At 62.5% G+C, this 19,628-nt stretch carries 15 protein-coding genes; 8 read left to right on the top strand and 7 right to left on the bottom strand.

Features of this window, described 5'->3' with window-relative positions; all coding sequences use genetic code 11:
* The 6 genes from AC097L_RS01275 to AC097L_RS01250 are packed head-to-tail and all read left to right on the top strand — an operon-like array spanning position 1 to position 4,766.
* On the top strand, positions 1-429 hold the full coding sequence (locus AC097L_RS01275; protein WP_479584298.1) for a DUF934 domain-containing protein: 429 nt from the start codon (positions 1-3) through the stop codon (positions 427-429).
* Positions 430-443: 14 nt separating this feature from the next.
* Positions 444-1,067, top strand: coding sequence for a phosphoadenosine phosphosulfate reductase domain-containing protein (locus tag AC097L_RS01270; RefSeq protein ID WP_479584297.1), 624 nt, complete (start codon positions 444-446; stop codon positions 1,065-1,067).
* 11 nt (positions 1,068-1,078) lie between these two features.
* Positions 1,079-2,023: a sulfate adenylyltransferase subunit CysD gene (cysD, locus tag AC097L_RS01265; RefSeq protein WP_479584296.1), complete on the top strand. Its 945-nt coding sequence runs from the start codon at positions 1,079-1,081 to the stop codon at positions 2,021-2,023.
* Positions 2,023-3,336, top strand: a complete 1,314-nt coding sequence (locus AC097L_RS01260; protein WP_479584295.1) for a sulfate adenylyltransferase subunit 1 — start codon at positions 2,023-2,025, stop codon at positions 3,334-3,336. The genes cysD and AC097L_RS01260 overlap by 1 nt, the downstream gene beginning before the upstream one ends.
* A 43-nt stretch (positions 3,337-3,379) precedes the next feature.
* Positions 3,380-3,709, top strand: a complete 330-nt coding sequence (gene fdxA, locus AC097L_RS01255) for a ferredoxin FdxA (RefSeq protein ID WP_315183348.1) — start codon at positions 3,380-3,382, stop codon at positions 3,707-3,709.
* A 19-nt stretch (positions 3,710-3,728) separates the two neighbouring features.
* Positions 3,729-4,766 carry an NAD(P)/FAD-dependent oxidoreductase gene (locus AC097L_RS01250; RefSeq protein WP_479584294.1) on the top strand — a complete coding sequence of 346 codons (1,038 nt, stop codon included), beginning with the start codon at positions 3,729-3,731 and terminating at the stop codon, positions 4,764-4,766.
* Positions 4,767-4,856: 90 nt separating this feature from the next.
* Here AC097L_RS01250 and dnaE read toward each other — a convergent pair whose 3' ends face one another.
* Positions 4,857-8,387, bottom strand: coding sequence for a DNA polymerase III subunit alpha (dnaE, locus tag AC097L_RS01245; protein ID WP_479584293.1), 3,531 nt, complete (start codon positions 8,385-8,387; stop codon positions 4,857-4,859).
* Positions 8,388-8,428: 41 nt separating this feature from the next.
* Between dnaE and AC097L_RS01240 the strand changes: the two genes are divergently transcribed.
* Complete coding sequence (locus AC097L_RS01240) at positions 8,429-9,193, top strand: sulfurtransferase (protein ID WP_479584292.1); 765 nt, start codon at positions 8,429-8,431, stop codon at positions 9,191-9,193.
* Between the two features lie 38 nt (positions 9,194-9,231).
* On the opposite strand, the gene AC097L_RS01235 is transcribed toward AC097L_RS01240, so the two are convergent.
* The 6 genes from AC097L_RS01235 to glgC all read right to left on the bottom strand — a co-directional run bounded on the left by AC097L_RS01235 (position 9,232) and on the right by glgC (position 16,867).
* The gene (locus AC097L_RS01235; RefSeq protein ID WP_479584453.1) at positions 9,232-10,530 is read right to left on the bottom strand and encodes a 3-deoxy-D-manno-octulosonic acid transferase; all 1,299 of its coding nucleotides are present in this window, start codon (positions 10,528-10,530) and stop codon (positions 9,232-9,234) included.
* Positions 10,530-11,570, bottom strand: a complete 1,041-nt coding sequence (gene waaC / locus AC097L_RS01230; protein ID WP_479584291.1) for a lipopolysaccharide heptosyltransferase I — start codon at positions 11,568-11,570, stop codon at positions 10,530-10,532. The genes AC097L_RS01235 and waaC (AC097L_RS01230) overlap by 1 nt, the downstream gene beginning before the upstream one ends.
* The gene (gene waaC / locus AC097L_RS01225; protein WP_479584290.1) at positions 11,567-12,595 is read right to left on the bottom strand and encodes a lipopolysaccharide heptosyltransferase I; all 1,029 of its coding nucleotides are present in this window, start codon (positions 12,593-12,595) and stop codon (positions 11,567-11,569) included. The genes waaC (AC097L_RS01230) and waaC (AC097L_RS01225) overlap by 4 nt, the downstream gene beginning before the upstream one ends.
* Complete coding sequence (locus tag AC097L_RS01220) at positions 12,592-13,989, bottom strand: phosphomannomutase/phosphoglucomutase (RefSeq protein WP_479584289.1); 1,398 nt, start codon at positions 13,987-13,989, stop codon at positions 12,592-12,594. The genes waaC (AC097L_RS01225) and AC097L_RS01220 overlap by 4 nt, the downstream gene beginning before the upstream one ends.
* Positions 13,990-14,123: 134 nt before the next feature.
* Positions 14,124-15,602 carry a glycogen synthase GlgA gene (gene glgA / locus AC097L_RS01215; protein ID WP_479584288.1) on the bottom strand — a complete coding sequence of 493 codons (1,479 nt, stop codon included), beginning with the start codon at positions 15,600-15,602 and terminating at the stop codon, positions 14,124-14,126.
* Positions 15,599-16,867: a glucose-1-phosphate adenylyltransferase gene (gene glgC / locus AC097L_RS01210; RefSeq protein ID WP_479584287.1), complete on the bottom strand. Its 1,269-nt coding sequence runs from the start codon at positions 16,865-16,867 to the stop codon at positions 15,599-15,601. The genes glgA and glgC overlap by 4 nt, the downstream gene beginning before the upstream one ends.
* Positions 16,868-17,147: 280 nt before the next feature.
* On the opposite strand from glgC, the gene AC097L_RS01205 reads away from it, so the two are divergent.
* Positions 17,148-19,589: a glycogen/starch/alpha-glucan phosphorylase gene (locus AC097L_RS01205; protein WP_479584286.1), complete on the top strand. Its 2,442-nt coding sequence runs from the start codon at positions 17,148-17,150 to the stop codon at positions 19,587-19,589.
* Positions 19,590-19,628 lie beyond the last annotated feature (39 nt).

The raw sequence follows: 19,628 nt of genomic DNA, 5'->3' as shown, positions 1-19,628 counted from the left end.
ATGAAAATAATAGCTGCTACCGCACACACTGCCTGCGCTGAAGGCCAGAAAGACCAAATATCCTTGGCCAACGATGCCGACCCGCGCGCACTGTCGCTCGACGGCGTGGCGCGCATTGATCTGCACTTCCCCAAGTTCACCGATGGCCGCGCCTACAGCCAGGCTTTCCTGCTGCGCCGCCGCCTGGGTTACACCGGCGAAATCCGCGCCACTGGCGATGTACTGATCGACCAACTGGTGCAGATGCAACGCAGCGGCTTCAGCGTGGCCGTGCTGCGTGAGGGCGTGGATGCCAGCGCCGCCCAGCGCCAGATCGACCGCTTTCAGGGTTTCTACCAAGGCGATGCGGTGCATGTGGAGCCGCACTTTGCCGAGACCGAAAACTCCGCCGCCTACGGCGCAGAGCTGGCCCGGCAAGACTCGTACTGATTGGAGCCGACACCATGAGCACTCTCGATCTTGCACGGATCAACGCCGACTTTGGTCGCAACGCCCCCGCACTGGTGGAATGGGCGCTGGCCTTGGGCCAGCCCGCCATCGTCACCACCAACTTCCGCCCCTTCGAGGCGGTCATCCTGCACATGGTCACCAACGCCCGCCCCGATGTGCCTGTGGTCTGGATGGACAACGGCCTGAACACCGAGGCCACCTACCGCTTTGTCGATGAAGTCACCCAGCGGCTCAAGCTGAACCTGCACATCTACCTGCCGCGCCGCTCGTGTGCGCACCGCGAGGCCGTGGACGGCCCCACGCCCGCGTTAGACGACCCGCGCCACGCGGCATTCACCGAAGAAGTGAAGCTGGAGCCTTTTGCCCGCGCCCTGCGCGAAACTGCACCCAAGGTCTGGTTCACCGCCCTGCGGGCCACCGACACCGCCGTGCGCGCCCAGATGGACCCGGTGAGCATCAACCCCGACGGCCTGATCAAGGTTGCCCCGCTGCTGCACTGGTCGTCCAAAGAGCTCTACCAATACTGCGAAACCCACGGCCTACCCAACAACTTCGACTACGTGGACCCCACCAAGGGCGACGACAACCGCGAGTGCGGCTTGCACCTTGCCCACTGAAACCTGCCCCCATGAACTCCCAAGCTAACCCACACCACCTGAGCAACACCCACCTCGACGCGCTGGAAGAAGAAACCATATTCATCCTGCGCGAAGTGGCCGCCGTGTTTGAGCGCCCCACCCTGCTGTTTTCGGGCGGCAAAGACTCGCTGGTGCTGCTGAAATGCGCCGAAAAAGCCTTTGGTGCCAAGAATGTTTCCACTGGCAGCGGCGGCATCCCCTACCCGCTGTTGATGATCGACACCGGCCACAACTTCCACGAGGTCACCGACTTCCGCGACTTCCGCGCCCAGGAGCTGGGTGCCGAGCTGATCGTGCGCAACGTCGAAGACTCGATGCAGCGCGGCACCGTGCGCCTGGCCCATCCTGGCGAGTCGCGCAACGTGCACCAGTCGGTCACGTTGTTAGAGGCCATCGAAGAATTCCGGTTTGATGCGCTGATCGGCGGTGCCCGCCGCGACGAAGAAAAGGCCCGCGCCAAGGAACGCATCTTTTCGCACCGCGACAGCTTCGGCCAGTGGCAGCCCAAGGCCCAGCGCCCCGAGCTGTGGACCCTGTTCAACACCCGCCTGCAGCCCGGCGAGCACTTCCGCGTGTTTCCCATCAGCAACTGGACCGAGCTGGACGTGTGGCAGTACATTGAACGCGAAAAAATCGCCCTGCCGTCGCTGTACTACACGCACAAACGCGAAGTGGTGGAGCGCAAGGGCCTGCTGGTGCCGGTGACCGAGCTCACCCCGCTGAAGGCTGGTGAAACTTCGGAGCAGCGCGACGTGCGTTTCCGCACCGTGGGCGACATCACCTGCACCTGCCCGGTGGACAGTTTGGCCGCCACCGCCGCCGACATCGTGATCGAAACCCTGGCCGCCGACGTGAGCGAACGCGGCGCGACCCGCATGGATGACAAGACATCAGAGGCTTCGATGGAGAAGCGCAAGAAAGACGGATATTTCTAATGAACGCTACAACATTAATAGCTACTCCCGCAGGTATTGCAAGCGCTACAGCCCTTTCAGCCTTAAAATTCATCACCTGCGGTTCGGTCGATGACGGCAAGAGCACCTTGATCGGTCGCCTGCTGGTCGACACCAAGGCCGTGCTGCAAGACCACCTGGCGGGCGTGCAGCGCCAGGGCGAAACCGATCTGGCCCTGCTGACCGACGGTCTGAGCGCCGAGCGCGAGCAAGGCATCACCATCGACGTGGCCTACCGCTACTTCAACACCGAGACCCGCAAGTTCATCATCGGCGACGCGCCCGGCCACGAGCAATACACCCGCAACATGGTCACCGCCGCCAGCAGCGCCGATGCCGCCGTGGTGCTGGTCGATGCCACCAAGCTGGACTGGAAAAACCCCGCCCTGGAACTGCTGCCGCAAACCCGCCGCCACTCGCTGCTGTGCCATTTGCTGCGCGTGCCCAGCATCGTGTTTGCCATCAACAAGCTGGACGCGGTGGAAGATTCCTGCCTGGCGTTTGCCCACATCAGCGCCGCGCTGAACAGCTTTGCCGCTGCCGCCGATATTCCCGTCAAGGCCATCGTGCCGATTTCGGCTCTCAAGGGCTGGAACGTGGTCGAAGCGGGTCATACCGAAACTCCTGACTGGTGCAATTACACCGGCCCTACCCTGCTACAGATTCTGGAGCAGCTGCCCAGCACACCGGCCGAAGTGGACCAGCCCTTTGCCTTCCCGGTGCAGTGGGTGGAAAAGTTTTCTTCGAGTGCCGACACCAGCCAGGGCCGCCGCGTGTTCTGGGGCCGCGTGGCCACCGGCCAAGTAGCTGTGGGCCAAGAAATCCGCATCCTGCCCAGCGGCCAGACCGCCACCGTCGCCCAGGTGCTGGACCATGCCCGCAACCCGAAAAGCGTGTTGGCAGGCAACAGCGCCGGCATCACGCTGGACCGCGAAGTCGATGTGTCGCGTGGCGACTGGTTGCTGGCCCCCGGCCAGTTTGAAGCCAGCCGCGAGATCTCGGCCACTGTGGCCTGGATGGACGACGAACCGCTGGTCGCTGGCCGCGTCTACTGGGCGCTGCACGGCCACCGCTGGGTGAAGGCCAAAGTCAAGCGCATCGTGCACAAGCTGGACATCAACACCCTGGCCGAGGAAGACGCCACCGAGCTGCCGCCCAACGCCATCGGCCATGTCGAACTGGCGCTGCAGGAAGCGATTGCCACCCGGCCCTACACGCAATCGCGTTCCTTGGGTGCCTTGGTGCTGGTCGATACGGCATCGCACAAGACCTCCGGCGCGGTACTGGTCCGCTAACCCTTAAAATCGAGGGTTACCCCTCGCACATGAAAATACCGATATGACCCACGTTGTCTCCGAATCCTGCATCAAATGCAAATACACCGACTGTGTGGACGTGTGCCCCGTGGACTGCTTCCGCGAAGGCCCGAACATGCTGGTCATCGACCCCGATGAATGCATAGACTGCGCGGTCTGCATCCCCGAGTGCCCGGCCAACGCCATCTACGCCGAAGAAGACATGCCCGCCGACCAGTTGGCCTTCATCCAGCTCAACGTCGAACTGGCCCGCGCACAGGGCTGGAAGAGCATCACCAAGCGCAAACCTGCGCTGGCCGATGCCGACGACTGGAAAGATGTGATGCCCAAGATCCAGTTGCTGGAGCGTTAATTTGACCTTGCCCGGGCCTTTGACTTTGCCCTTGGAAACCGGGGCCGTCGTCATCGGCGCGGGCCCGGTAGGCCTGTTCCAAGTGTTCCAGCTCGGCCTGCTGGAAGTTCCCACCCATGTCATCGACGCGCTGCCCCATGCGGGCGGCCAGTGCATGGAGCTGTACCCCGACAAGCCCATCTACGACATCCCCGGGACGCCTGCCACCTCTGGGCGGGCGCTGGCGGCTTCGCTGTTGCAGCAAATCCAGCCGTTCCAAACACCTTTTCACCTAAGCCAACAGGTCAGCCACATTGAAAAGCAGGCCGATGGCCGCTTTCTGGTGCAGACCGACCAGGGCAGGCAATTTTTGGCATCGGTGGTCATCATCGCCGCCGGTGTCGGCGCGTTCCAGCCCCGGCGCTTGAAGCTGGACGGCATCGAAGCCTTTGAAGGCCAGCAACTGCGCTACCACGCGGCACCCGTCGATGTGGCAGGGCAGGATGTAGTGGTGGTCGGTGGCGATGAGGCCGCCCTGCACTGCGCGCTGGCACTGGCTGATTCCGATGCCAAAAGTGTCACGCTGCTGCACCGCCGCGATGTGCTGCAAGCGTCCATGGCCGATATCGCCGAGATGCAAATGCTGATGGCGGCCGGGCGCATGCGCTTCATGGTCGGGCAAATCACGGGATTTGGCGCGGTAGAGGGCCGCCTGGCCAGCCTGGAGGTCAGCGATGTGGACGCAGCGCTGCACCAGTTGCCGGTCGATGCCCTCAGCGTCTTCCTGGGCCTGTCGCCCAAGCTGGGGCCGGTGGCCGACTGGGGTTTGGCCATGGAGCGCAAGCAGTTACAGGTGGACACAGCCCGGTTTGAAACCAGCGTGCCTGGCATCTTTGCTGTGGGCGACATCAATACCTACCCCGGCAAGCAAAAGCTCATCGTCTGCGGTTTCCACGAAGCCACGCTGGCCGCCTACGCCGCGGCGCCGCTGGTGTTTCCGGGCAAGAAAATTCCGTTCCAGTACACCACCACCTCACCGCGGCTGCACCAGTTGCTAGGGGTGGCTACGGTGGTTTAGATACACATGCCAGAAATATGCACTAAATAAGCTTCCAGCGCATATTCCGCATACGCCAGTAGCTATCAACTTAATAGCAAACTTTTCCGGCTAATCCTCGTACGCCACGACTGCTTGGGCGGCTTGCGCCAGACAGTACGCCAGAGCCGCGTCGGTCGGGTAAAACCGGGCTTGCTCGCCCAACTGCAACATGGCCACGGCGCTGCCTTGGGCGGTTTGGCGCTGCACCGATAGGCGCACTGGCAGGCCGTGCACCACATCGCCCTGCTCGGTGGTTTCGCGCTGGGGCGGGAAGTCTTTCACCAGTTGGGCGATATCCAACCCCGAGCCTGTAGCATTCGGCGGGAGTTGCAGGCGCAGGAACTTGGCGTAGCGGCAGCGCGCGGTGGCCAGGTCCCAGGCTTCGGTGATGTTCATCTGCAGGCCGCCACCGCCAAAGCGGTCGGTTTGCACCCGGCCCATGGCGATGATGAGTTCGTCGTCCTTGAACAGGTTTTTGTGCGCCTGCATCAGCGCGTCACTGACCCGCGCATCGACCATGCCGGTGCCGTCGTCCAGCCGGAACAGGCCCATCTTGCCGCGCTGGCCGTTGATCACGCGCAGGTCGCTAACGATGCCTGCAAACATCACCGTGTCGCGGCTGTCCACCGCGTCGGCCAGGTCGCGCTTGGCAAAGCGGCGCACTTCCTTGCGCACCTCGTCGAACAAATGGCCCGACAAATAAAAGCCCACCGCGGTTTTCTCCAGCGTCAGGCGTTCCTTGATGCCCCACATGGGGGTTTCGACCAACTCCGGCTCTTGGGTGCTGGAGCCATGGCTGTCGTCCATGTCGAACAGGCCGCCCTGGTTGGCATTGGCCAGTGCGGCGGCGGCAAAAGCGAAGGCGCGGTCGACCGAGGCGATCAGCGCAGCGCGGTTGATCTCGATGGCATCAAACGCCCCGGCCTTGATCAGCGCCTCGACGGTACGTTTGTTCAGTTTGGACTTGTCCACCCGCACGCAGAAGTCAAACAGGCTGGTGAACGGCCCACCGGCTTCGCGCGCCGCCACGATGGCCTCGATGGCCTGCTGGCCCGTGCCTTTGACGGCACCCAGGCCGTAGCGAATGATTTTGTCGGTGACCGGCTCAAACCGGTGGCGGCCCAGGTTGACGTTGGGCGGCTCAAACGTCAGGCCCATCTTGCCTGCATCTTCAAACAGCAGTTTGAGCTTGTCGGTGTCGTCCATTTCCACCGTCAAGTTGGCGCAGAAGAATTCGGCGCAGTAATGCACCTTCAGCCAGCCGGTGTGGTACGCCAGCAGCGAGTAGGCGGCGGCGTGCGACTTGTTGAAACCGTAGCCTGCAAACTTCTCCATCAGGTCGAAGATTTCGTCGGCCTTGGCCTCATTGATGTCGTTTTTGGCGGCACCGTCGCGGAAGATCTGGCGGTGCTCGGCCATTTCTTCCAGTTTCTTTTTACCCATGGCGCGGCGCAGCATGTCGGCACCGCCCAGCGAGTAGCCGCCCAGGATCTGCGCGGTCTGCATCACCTGCTCCTGGTAGACCATGATGCCGTAGGTCTCAGAGAGCATCTCGGCCACCAGCGGGTGCGGGTACTCCACCACCTCGCGGCCATGTTTGCGCGCTACGAAGCTGGGGATCAGGTCCATCGGGCCGGGGCGGTACAGCGCGTTCAGGGCGATCAGGTCTTCCAGCCGGGTGGGTTTGGCGTCTTTCAGCATGCGCTGCATGCCGGTACTTTCAAACTGGAACACGGCCTCGGTCTTGCCCTCGGAAAACAGGCGGTAGGTTTTTACATCGTCCAGCGCGATGTTTTCGAACGCAAAGTTCTCCTGGCCCTTGTGGCGGGCGACGATGAAGTCCTTGGCAATCTCCAGAATGGTCAGCGTGGCCAGGCCCAAAAAGTCGAACTTCACCAGGCCGATGGCCTCCACATCGTCCTTGTCAAACTGGCTCACCGCCGACTCGCTACCAGGCTGCTGGTACAGCGGGCAAAAGTCGGTTAGCTTGCCCGGCGCAATCAGCACGCCCCCGGCGTGCATGCCGACGTTGCGGGTCATGCCCTCGAGTTTTTGCGCCATCTCGATCAGGGTGCGCACGTCTTCCTCGGCCTCGATGCGGGCGGCTAGCACCGGCTCCATTTCGATGGCGTAGTTGTTCTTGTCGCCGTCTTTCTTGGTGGCGGGCGGATACTGCAGCGTGACCGACATGCCGGGTTTATTGGGAATCAGCTTGCTGATGCCGTCGCAGAAGTTGTAGCTCAGGTCCAGCACCCGACCGACGTCGCGGATGGCCGCGCGGGCGGCCATGGTGCCGAAGGTGACGATCTGGCTGACGGCGTTTTTGCCGTACTTTTCTTTCACGTAATCGATCACCCGGTCGCGGTTGCCCTGGCAAAAGTCGATGTCGAAGTCGGGCATGGACACCCGCTCGGGGTTCAAAAACCGCTCGAACAGCAGCTTGTACTGCAGTGGGTCCAAATCGGTAATCTTCAGCGCATAGGCCACCAACGAACCCGCACCGGAACCCCGGCCCGGCCCCACCGGGCAGCCGTTCTTTTTGGCCCAGTTGATGAAGTCACCCACGATCAGAAAGTAGCCGGGGAAGCCCATCTTCAAAATGGTGGTGATCTCAAACTCCAGCCGCTCGATGTAGCCAGGGCGCACTTCTTCGCGCTTGGCTTCATTGGGGTACAGGTGCAGCAGGCGCTCTTTCAGGCCCTCGTGCGAGGCGTAGCGGAAGTAGTCGTCGGGTGTCATGCGCACGCCGTCCACCTCGGGCGTGGGAAAGTCGGGCAACTGCGGCTTACCGAGCACCAAGGTCAGGTTGCAGCGCCGGGCAATCTCAATGGTGTTGGCGATGGCCGAGGGTATATCGGCAAACAAGGCCAGCATCTGCGCGCTGGACTTGAAATACTGCTCGCGGGTGAAGCGGCGCACACGCCGCTGGTTGCCCAGAATTTCGCCGTCGGAGATGCAGACGCGGGCCTCATGCGCCTCGTAGTCCGTTTCTTCGGTGAACTGCACCGGGTGCGTGGCCACCACCGGCAACTGCAGGCGGGCCGCGAGTTGCACGGCGGCCACCACATGGGCCTCGTCGTCCGGGCGGCCTGCGCGCTGCAGCTCGATGTAGAAGCGCTGCGGGAATACCTCCGCCAATTGGCGGGCCATGGCATCGGCCCGCACCGTGTCGCCCTGCACCAGCGCCTGGCCCACCGGCCCGGCCTGGGCACCGGCCAGGCAAATCAGACCCGCGTTGAGCTCCTGTAGCCAGGCCAACCTGATGACGGCCTGGTTTTTGACAATATTCTGGGTATAGCCACGGGCCAGCAGCTCGGACAAATTCAGGTAGCCCTGCTTGTTCTGCACCAGCACGATGACGCGCGACAAGGCAGTGGTGTCCAGGCCCTGCCCTTCCATGAAGATTTCGGCGCCGATGACCGGTTTGACGCCTTTGCCACGCGCTTCCTTGTAGAACTTGAGCGTGCCAAACAGGTTGCTCAGGTCGGTGATGGCCAGCGCGGGCTGCTGGTCTTTGGCTGCGACTTTGACGGTGTCGTCGATGCGGTTGGTGCCGTCAACGACAGAAAATTCGGTGTGGAGGCGGAGATGAACAAACATCAGCCCATTTTAGGTGGCGGGATGACTCTTAAAATTGTGGGGTGAACTCCATCCTCAACATCTCCGCCTACAAATTCGTCCCCCTGCCCGATGCCCCTGCCCTGCGCGACTTGCTACACGGCTGGGCCACCGCGCTAGAGCTCAAAGGCACCATCCTGCTGGCCGGTGAAGGCATCAATCTGTTTCTGGCGGCCCCCGAGGCGGCCGTGCGCGGCTTCATCACCCGCCTGCACGCCGACCCGCGCTTTGCCGACATTGCGCCCAAAGAGAGCTGGTCGGCCAGCCAGCCGTTCAAAAAAATGCTGGTCAAGGTGAAAAATGAAATCATCCGCATGGACCATCCGGCCATCCAACCCAATTTCACCGATCCTTTGGGCCGAGCACCTGCGGTAGATTCCGCCACAGTGAAGCGCTGGCTGGACCAGGGCGTGGACGACGAGGGCCGCCCCGTGGTCACGCTGGACACCCGCAACGCCTTTGAGGTGGACCACGGCAGCTTCACCGGAGCCATCGACTGGCGCATCGACAAATTCAGCCAGTTCCCCCAGGCCCTGCGCGAGCACAAAGCCGAGCTGCAAGGCAAAACCGTAGTCAGCTTCTGCACCGGCGGTATCCGTTGCGAGAAAGCCGCGATTCTGATGCGCGAGGAAGGGCTGGACCACGTCTACCAGCTAGAAGGAGGCATCCTCAAATACTTCGAAGAAACCGACGGCGCGCACTACCAAGGCAGTTGCTTCGTGTTCGACGAGCGCCGTACGCTGGAAGCCGATCTTTCGGCCAGTGCGACGGATGCTATTAAAAAGTGAGCTACTTGCACAGGTATCGCATGCGCTAGAGGCACTTTCTATACTAAAAATTTTTTGATCGCCAAAGCAGTTTTCAGCGCCGCTCCCTGGTGGGTTCCGGCGAACTGCGGTCCGGCGGCGGCGGCGCGGGCCAGGGTCTCGGGCGCATTCAGCCAGGCCAGTGCCTGGGCCACGGCGGCGGGCATATCGGCGACGCGGCAGGCAGCGGCGGCGGCGATGGCCAGCTCCGCCGCCTCGGCGAAGTTGAAGGTCGATGGCCCCACCACCACCGGGCAGCCGCAGGCAGCGGCTTCGATCAGGTTTTGCCCGCCCAGCGGGGCGAAGCTACCGCCCAGCAAAGCCACATCGGCCAGGCCGTAGTACAGCGCCATTTCGCCCAGCGAGTTGCCCAACCACACGTCGGCGGGCTGAGGGCTATCGGCCCACTGGCTGCGGCGGGACAGGCTGAAACCCTGCTCCGCCACCAGGGCCGCCACCGCATCGAAGCGCTGCGGGTGGCGCGGCACGATGAGCCACTGCACGTCCGTCACTCCTAATTGTGTAGCTACTAGCCCATTCGGCATATGCGCTAGAGGCCAAAAAGACTGTAAATATTGCAATAGCATCAGTTCTTCGCCTTCGCGGGCGCTGGCCAGCAGCACCACCGGTCGCCCTGCCCTGCGCCATGCCTGGCCTGCAGCGCGCTGTTCGGCGTTGGGCGTGGCATCAAACTTCAGATTGCCCAGCACCAATGGTGTCGGTGCCCCGGCCTCGGCCAGCCGCTGCGCGTCGGCTGCAGTTTGGGCCCACGCGGCCGCCAGCGCGCTGTAAGCGGGCCTGGACAAGGCCGACAAGCGCCGGGCCTGGCGCAGCGATTTGGCACTGAGCCGGGCGTTGGCCAGCACCACCGGAATGCCCGCGGCTTGGCAGGCGGCCAGCAGATTCGGCCAGATTTCAGTCTCCATCAGGATGCCGATGCGAGGCCGAAAATGCCGCACAAAGCGCCGCACCGCACCCGGGCTGTCCCAAGGCTGCCACACCTGCACATCGCCCGGCTGCAGCAGTGCCTGCCCCTCTGCCCGCCCGGTGGCCGTGCCATGCGTCAGCAGCAGGCGCATACCCGGCATCTCGCGGCGCAAGGCGGTCAGCAGTATGGCCGCGGCGCGGGCTTCGCCCAGCGATACGGCGTGCAGCCACACAAAGCCCTGGCCAGGTGGCTGGGTGTAGTGGCCAAAGCGCTCGGGTACGGCAACGCCATAACCCGGTTCGGCCAGGGCACGGCGGCGCAGTTTGCGGCGCAGCAACGGGCTGGCCAGCCAGACCAGCAGGGAATACAAGGCCCGAATCAACGCACGGATCAATGCGCCGAATCCCGCAGCGAGGCCAGGGCGGAGGCCTGCATCCAGGCGCTCCACACCGCATCCACGCTAGGGGTGGGTTCGGCAAAAACGCTGAACTGGTGGTGGCCGTCTTGCGGGCCGGTGCGCCATACCGTGTCGAAGTTGTAGATTTTGACCAGTGGCAGGTCTAACGCGGCGGCGATCTGGCTGGGGCCACTGTCTACACCGATAGCCCCCAGACATTCGCCCAACGCGTCAGTCAGTGCGCCGATAGGCATGCGGGGCCAGACGATGGACTGGTTCAGGCGGTTGGCCAGGCTTTCGCTGCGCCACTGCTCTTCATCATTGCCATGGGCAAACGCCACGGTGTAACCCAGGTCGTTCAGGCGGTGGCCTAAGTCCAGCCAATGGGCTTCTGGCCAGCTTTTGTCGGAACGTGCACTGCCGTGCAGAAAAGCCACGATGGGGGTGGCTTCAACCTGGCCCACATCAAAAAATTGATTTACTATACTTTTGGTAGCACGTTGCGCTTTATCCGCATGCGCCAGCAGCCCAAAAGACATTATTTCTGGCAAGGCGTAAACAAGTGCCCGTGCACACATCACCCGCGCCCGGTCTACCGCGTGGATGTGCGACTCCACCGGCACAGCCACATCGGCAACCCAGCGCGTAGGTGCCTGGAATGCAGCTCCCTCGGTCTGGTTGGCCAGCGTGTAACGCAGACCGTCGGTACCCAGGCGCGCCATTTTGGCCACCAGGGCCGACTTGCTCACACCTTGCAGGTCCAGTACCGCGTCGTAGCATTCGTACTGCAGGTCGGACGAGAAAGCCCTCCAAGCATTGCGGGTGTCGGCGGTAAACACGGTTTCGCGCCAGCGCTTCAAATCGCACTCAATGACCCGATGCAGACCGGCGCAGCGGCGTACCAGAGGGGCAAATTCGGGTTCGACCACCCAGTCCACCTGTGCGCCGGGAAAGGCGTGCAAGATGTCTTGCACCGCGGGCATGGCGTGCACCACATCCCCCAGGGAAGAGAGTTTGACGATCAGAACATTCATGCAGGAACAGCTTGGGGGTTATGGAACAGGCTCCACACAGCTTGCCATGCTTGCCACACGGTGTCTACATCGGGAGCCCTAGCCCCGCCCACGGCCACCTGGTAAGGGTTGCCCAACGGCCCAGCCCGCCAGATGCGCGGCTGGCTGAAGATTTGCACATGCGGCAGCTTCAGCGCCACGGCCAGGTGGCTCAGGCCCGAATCCACCCCCACCACGCCCACACAGCCTGCCATTTGCGCGGCCAGCGCGGCCAAACCCATGCGCGGCAGCATGCGGGCCTGCGGGCCAATCGCCTGGCACAGCTGCTGGGCAAATGCTTCCTCGTAGGCATTCGCCTGGGGTACGCTGACGGGCAGGCCCTGGGCCACCAGGTGCTGGCCGATTTGTACCCAGTGGGCCAGCGGCCATTCGTTCTCGACCCGGGTGGTGCCGTGGACCAGCATCACGCTGCCATCGGGCTGTACCGGGGTGACCTGCAACTCGTCGTAGGCAATGCCGTCTTCACGGGGCGGATAGCCCAGCGCCAGCGCGGCCAGGCGGCGATAACGCTGCAGGGAGTGGATGCGCAGCGGCATGGGCTGGGGGCGCTGCACCATGAAGCGCACCGGCCATTCAAAACCGCAGTCTTCGCTGCCGTTGCCGTAGGTGGCGCGCCAGCCACTGGGGGTCAGCCTGGCCTGGCGGGCGATCAGGGCGGATTTGATCAGGCCCTGGAAGTCGATCACCACGTCGTAGGCTTGCGTCCGCAGGGTCTGGGTGAAGGCGGCTTTTTCGGCCCGCACGCTGGCGCTGAACGGTGTTTTGCGCCAACGCCGTTGCGCCAGCGGAATCACCCGGCCCAGGCACGGCACATGGGCGTGGAGCAGCGGGGCAAAGGCTTCTTCGACCACCCAATCAAACGTGGCCAGTGGCAAGGCCTGGCGCATGTCGTGCAGGGTGGGCAGGGTCTGGACCACGTCACCAAAAGACGACAGCTTGACGATCAGCACCCGCATGCCCTGCCCTGGCCCGGCGGCAGTGATCAATGTGCGCTGGCCGCCAGGGTGGCATCAGGCTTGGCACGGCGCAGCAGGGCCAGCATGTCGTGCTGGATGCGCTCCAGAGCTTCGGGCGTGTGACCTTCAAAGCGCAGCACCAGCACTGGCGTGGTGTTGCTGGCGCGGACCAGACCAAAGCCATCGGGCCAATCGACCCGCAGGCCGTCGATGGTGCTGACCACCGCAGGCGCGGCAAAGTCCACCATCGCCAGGGCCTTGGCTACCACCACCGGCGGCTCGCCTTCGGCACAGGCCACATTCAGCTCGGGGGTGGAGAAACTGGTCGGCAAGCCGTTGAGCACTACATTGGCATCGGGCGACTGGCTGACGATTTCCAGCAGGCGGCAGCCCGCGTAGGTGCCATCGTCAAAACCAAACCAGCGCTCTTTGAAGAAGATGTGGCCGCTCATTTCGCCACCCAACGGGGCCTGTCCGCCCGCCGCTTCGATTTCTTTCATCTTGGCTTTGATCAGCGAGTGGCCGGTTTTGAACATCAGCGGGTGACCACCGGCGGCGGCAATGGCCGGGGCCAGGCGCTGCGAGCATTTCACGTCGAACAAAATCGTGCCGCCGGGGACGCGGCGCAGCACGTCTTCGGCAAACAGCTGCATCTGGCGGTCGGGGTAGATATTGTTGCCGTCCTGGGTGACGATGCCCAGACGGTCGCCGTCGCCATCAAAAGCCAAGCCCAGCTCGGCACCACTGGTTTTCAGGGCGGCGATCAGGTCCAGCAGGTTTTCGGGCTTGCTGGGGTCGGGGTGGTGGTTGGGGAAGTTGCCGTCCACCTCGCTGAACAGCTCGATCACTTCGCAGCCGATGGCGCGCAGGATGTCGGGGGCCGAAGCGCCTGCAATGCCGTTGCCGGAGTCGACCACGATCTTCATCGGGCGGGCTAATTTAATGTCGGAGACGATGCGGGCGGTGTAGGCGGGCAGCACATCCGCGCTGCGTACCGAGCCACCGGCCTGGGGCACCCAGGTCTCGGCTTCCATCATGCGGCGCAGGGCCTGGATTTCATCGCCATGGATGGACCGGCCGCCCATGACCATCTTGAAGCCGTTGTAGTCCTTGGGGTTGTGGCTGCCGGTGACCTGGATGCCGCTGCGGCACAGGGTGTTGGCCGCAAAGTACAGCAAGGGCGTGGTGACGGTGCCCACGTCGATAACGTCAATACCTACTGCCACCAGACCCCGTATTAGCGCGGCTACCAGCGATGGGCCGCTCAGACGGCCATCACGACCCACCGCCACCGTGGTTTCGCCTTCTGCCAGCGCGATCGTCCCAAAGGCCTTGCCGATGCCCTCGGCAACCGCTTCGGTCACCGTAGTGGGAACAATGCCGCGGATATCGTAGGCCTTGAAGATGGAGCTGGCGATGTGCATGGTGTGAGGGGAGTAAATAAATCAAAAAGTCGGCCACCCCTGTGGGGATGACCGGATGGACTGCCAGAATTGTAGTCACGCCGTGCGTGTATCCCTGACAGCCCATCACCGGTCAATTGCCCGGCGCTTTTTAGCTACTTTTTAGCCTTGGTCAGGGTTTTAGCTGGCGTGCAGAGCGTCTTGTACAGGGCCAGATACTGCGTAGCCGCTGCAGCCCAGGAGAAGTTTTGCGCCATGCCACGCTGCTGCAACTGCGCCCATACGGCCGGTTGGCCAAAGGCGTGTACAGCGCGGTGCACTGCCAGGGCCAAGGCCTCTTTGCTGGCCGGGCCGAACATGAAGCCTGTGGCGGTGTCTGCTTGCAAGCTGGCATCGCTGGTGTCCACCACCGTGTCGATCAGCCCACCCACGCGCCGCACCACCGGCACCGTGCCGTAACGCAGGGCGTAGAGCTGGGTCAACCCGCAGGGTTCGAACCGCGAAGGCACCAGCATGGCATCGGCTCCGGCAATCATCTGGTGGGCAAACGGCTCGTCGTAACCCAGGCGCACCACGACCTGCCCGGGATGCGCTACGGCGGCCTCGGTAAAGGCTTTTTCCAGCAGCGCATCACCACTGCCTTGCACCGCCAGTTGCGCACCAGCAGCCAGCATTTCGGGAATCGCGGCCAGCACCAGGTCCAGGCCTTTTTGCGGGGTCAGGCGGCTCACCAGGGTGAACAAGGGCCGCTTGGCATCCACCTGCAAACCGAGTTCCTTTTGCAAGGCTGCTTTGCAAGCGGCTTTACCCGCCAGTTTGGCGGCGGAATACGGTGCGGTGATGTCTTTATCGGCCGCCGGGTTCCATACTGCGTCGTCCACACCGTTCAAAATGCCGGACACGTCCGCACCCCGCGAACGCACCACGCCGTCCAGACCGCAGCCAAACTCGTTGGTGGCAATCTCCCCGGCGTAGCTGGGGCTGACGGTGGTGACGCGCTGGGCATGGGTCAACCCGGCTTTCATGAACGAGAATTTGCCGTGGTATTCCAGCCGGGTGGGGTCCATGAAGCGCACCGGCAAGCCCAGCAGATGGAAGTCCTTGGCATCAAACAGGCCCTGGTAGGCCAGGTTGTGCACCGTGTAGACAGTGGCTACCGTGGCCGCCTGGTTAGAAGCCAGGTAGGCGCAGGCCATGCCGGCATGCCAGTCGTGGGCGTGCAGTACGTCCGGGGTCCAGGCAGGGTCCAGCCCACCCGCCGCCACGTGCGCCGCCACCCAACCCAGTAAGGCAAAGCGCTGGGCATTGTCTGGCCATTCGAGTCCATCGGCACCCAGGTACGGGTTGCCCGTGCGCTGGTAATAGTAAGGGGCATCGACCACATAGGCCGAAATGCCACTGGCGGCGATGGTGCCCCGCACCAGACGCACGCGGGCCGCGCCAAAAGCTGCGCCAATCTCGCAAACAACGACCGACTTTTGCAAGCCCGCCAGAATCGCGGGAAAGCCCGGCAGCAGCAGGCGTACATCGGCACCTGCTGCCACCAGCGCCTGGGGCAAGGCCCCCAGCACGTCGGCCAAGCCGCCGGTTTTGACCAGAGGAAAAACCTCGGCCCCTACTTGCAGAACTTTCATCCCGCCAGCTTTTTGAGCATCGAAGGCGTGACCAGCGTGATGCCGTTTTCACTGCGGTGGAAACGCTCGGCATCCTGGGCGGCATCTTCACCGATCACCATGCCGTCGGGAATCACGCAGCCGCGGTCGATCACCGCACGGTTGATGCGTGCACCGCGGCCAATCTGTACATCGGGCAAGAGCACGGACCATTTGACCTCTGAATACGAATGCACCCGCACGCTGGAAAACAGCACCGAGCGGTGCACGCTGCCCGAGACGATGCAGCCGCCGGACACCATGGACTCGATCGCCATCCCACGCCGGTCGTCGGTGTTGTGGACAAACTTGGCCGGTGGCAATTGGGCCTGGTAGGTCCAGATGGGCCAGTGGGTGTCGTACAGGTTGAGCTTGGGCTCGGTGGCGGTCAGGTCGATGTTGGCATCCCAGTAGGCATCGATCGTGCCGACATCGCGCCAATACGGTTCGTCCTCGGCCGCATCGGGCACGCAGCTCATGGAGAACGGGTGGGCGGTGGCCAGGCCATTGCGCACAGCGCGCGGAATGATGTCCTTGCCAAAGTCGTGGCTAGACGTGGGGTCGGCCATGTCGCGTTCCAGTTCGGCATACAAGAAGGCGGCGTTGAAAATATAAATGCCCATGCTGGCCAGCGACATGTCAGGGTTGCCGGGCATGGACGGTGGATCGGCGGGTTTTTCCAAAAACTCGGTGATCAATCGGTTGTCGTCGATGGCCATCACGCCAAAAGCCGATGCTTCGGCGCGTGGCACGGCGATGCAGCCCACGGTGCATTCACGCCCTTGGGCCACGTGGTCGGCCAGCATCAGCGCGTAGTTCATCTTGTAGATATGGTCGCCCGCCAGCACCACGATGTAGTCGGCACCGTAGCTTTCCAGAATGTCGTGGTTTTGGTAGACCGCATCGGCCGTGCCCCGGTACCAGTTTTCGTTGTCGTTGCGCTGCTGTGCGGGCAACAGATCGACAAACTCGTTCATTTCGTTTTTCAAAAACGCCCAACCGCGCTGTAAATGGCGCAATAAGCTGTGCGATTTGTACTGGGTAATGACACCAATGCGGCGGATGCCAGAATTCAAACAGTTGGACAGTGCAAAGTCAACGATGCGGAACTTGCCACCAAAATACACCGCTGGCTTGGCACGGCGGTCTGTCAGGTTCATCAATCGGCTGCCGCGCCCACCGGCGAGCACCAGTGCAATTGCCCGTTTGGGCAGGTCCAGACCGAGCGCTAAGTTGTTTTGCTGCATTTTTTGTCTCCAGAAAAGGGATTAGGATTTACGGGTTAGCTCCTGTAGGCCTTCTGGGCGAACAGGGAAACTGGCGCAATTCCTGGGCTAATTGTTGACCGGGTTTTTGGTTAACGCCAGCATCTTAATCCGAGGATTTAAAAAACAGTTACCGCCAGGTTACCTCGTGCGAGAATTCTGGAAATAAGCGGTGTACCCGCATTCAAAGCGCTTAGACTAGAAAAATAGCCATCCGTACATCGGATTACGGCTTGTGCCAACCCACACAAAGGATGCCCCTGTGACCCAGCGTATTGCCCCTACAGCTACCTCCATCCAAGCCGGTATTGAACAGCATTTACTCGATACCGTGGGTGTCAGCCCCGCAGAGGCCACCCCGAACGATTTGATGCTGGCCGTGTCGCAAGTTGCGCGCCAGCAGCTGTCTCAGCGCTGGGTGCAAACCCAGGCCCGAGACCATGCAGCCAAAGCCCGCCGTGTGGTGTATTTATCGATGGAGTTTTTGATGGGCCGTACCCTGTCCAATGCGCTGGGCGCGCTGGACATCCGCGGTGAAGCCGCCACCGGCCTGCAAAAATTTGCCCAGACTCTGGAGACCGTAGCCGACCGCGAGCCCGATGCCGCCCTGGGCAACGGGGGCCTGGGCCGTCTTGCCGCCTGTTTCCTGGATTCCATGGCCACTGTCGGCTTGCCGTCTTTTGGCTACGGCATCCGTTACGAGTACGGCATGTTTGCGCAAGACATTCAGAACGGTGCGCAAATGGAATACCCCGATCCCTGGCTGGAAAACGGCACACCTTGGGAATTCCCCCGTGCCGATATCAGCTACCCGGTGCGTTTTGGCGGCTGGGTGGAGCAGGTCAACGGCGCACCCGTGTGGCGCAACGCCGGTGAAGTCGCGGCCAAAGCCTACGACATGGTAGTGCCCGGCCACGGCACCGACAAGGTCAGCACCTTGCGCCTATGGAAAGCCGTAGCGCCCGCCCACATCGACCTGAATGCTTTCAACACCGGCGACTACGCCCGTGCGGCGAGCATGAAAAACGAATACGAGAACATCTCGTGGGTGCTCTACCCCAACGACAGCACGCCCGCCGGGCGCGAACTGCGCCTGAAGCAAGAGTATTTCTTTGTGTCCGCATCGGTGCAAGACCTGGTGGTACGCCACCTGCGCGAACACCCCTCACTGGACAACCTGGCCGAGCATGTGGCCATCCATTTGAATGACACCCACCCTGCCATTGGTGTGGCCGAACTGGTGCGGGTGCTGTGCGACGAGCACGGCATGCCCTGGGACAAAGCCTGGGCTATCTGCTGCAAAACTTTCTCGTACACCAACCACACCCTGATGCCCGAGGCGCTGGAAACCTGGCCCGTGGGCCTGATGCAGCACGTGCTGCCGCGCCACCTGGAAATCATCTTCCGCATCAACAAAGAGTTTCTGGAAATGGCGGCCCAGTTCCGCCCCGGCGACAACGCCTTCCTGGCGCGCCTGTCGCTGATCGACGAGCAAGGCGAGCGCCGTGTGCGCATGGCCAACCTGTCCATTGTCGGCAGCCACAAGGTCAATGGCGTGTCGGCCCTGCACTCCGAGCTACTGGTACAAACCATTTTTGCCGACTTCGCCGCTATATGGCCCGACCGTTTCACCAACATGACCAACGGCGTGACCCCGCGCCGCTGGCTGGCCCAGGCCAACCCTGGCCTGTCAAATTTGCTGGATAGCACGCTGGGCAAGGGCTGGCGCCTGGACCTGGACCAACTGCAAAAGCTCAAGGCCAAAAAGGACGACGCGGCGTTTCAAAAGTCGTTCATGGAAGTCAAACGGGCCAACAAGGTACGCCTAGCCAACGCCATTGAAAAAAGCACCGGCATCCAGGTCAGCCCCGACAGCCTGTTTGACGTGCAGGTCAAGCGCATCCACGAGTACAAGCGCCAGTTGCTGAATGTGCTGCACGTGGTTACCCGCTACCAGGCCATTTTGGCCAACCCGACCGCCAACTGGGTGCCGCGCACCGTGATCTTCGCGGGCAAGGCAGCTTCCAGTTACGTCACCGCCAAGTCCATCATCCGCCTGATCCACGACGTGGGCAGCGTGATCAACAACGACCCGCGTATTGGCGACAAGCTCAAGCTGGTGTTCATGCCCAACTACGGCGTGTCGGTAGCCGAGATCATCATGCCGGGCGCAGACTTGTCCGAGCAGATTTCCACCGCAGGCACCGAAGCCTCGGGCACCGGCAACATGAAGCTGGCGCTGAACGGCGCGCTGACCATCGGTACCGACGACGGTGCCAACATCGAAATCCGCCAGAACGTGGGCGACGACAACATCTTCATCTTCGGCCTCAAAACCCCCGAAGTGCAGGCCCTGAAGCAAAGCGGCTACCAGCCCATGCGCTACTACGAAAGCACGCCAGCCCTCAAAGCCGTGCTGGACGCGATCTCTGGCGGCCAGTTCTCGCCCGACGAGCCCGGCCGCTACCGCGCGCTGGTGGATTCGCTGCTGTGGGGCGGCGACCATTACCTGCTGCTGGCCGACTACGCCTCTTATGTGGCTACGCAATCCCTGGTAGACGACCTATACCGCCAGCCTTCCGCCTGGTGTGCCAAGGCCATTACCAATGTGGCAGGTATGGGGGTGTTCTCTTCCGACCGCACCATCCGCGAATACGCCCAGCAGATCTGGCACATTGCGGCAGACGCCCCGAAGGCGCTGTAAGAAAAATGCGGTGACAGACAACAGCGCTATTACGCGATT

The organism is Rhodoferax sp. RT5P35, assembly GCF_056521385.1.
This window is presented reverse-complemented; position numbering and strand designations above follow the sequence as displayed.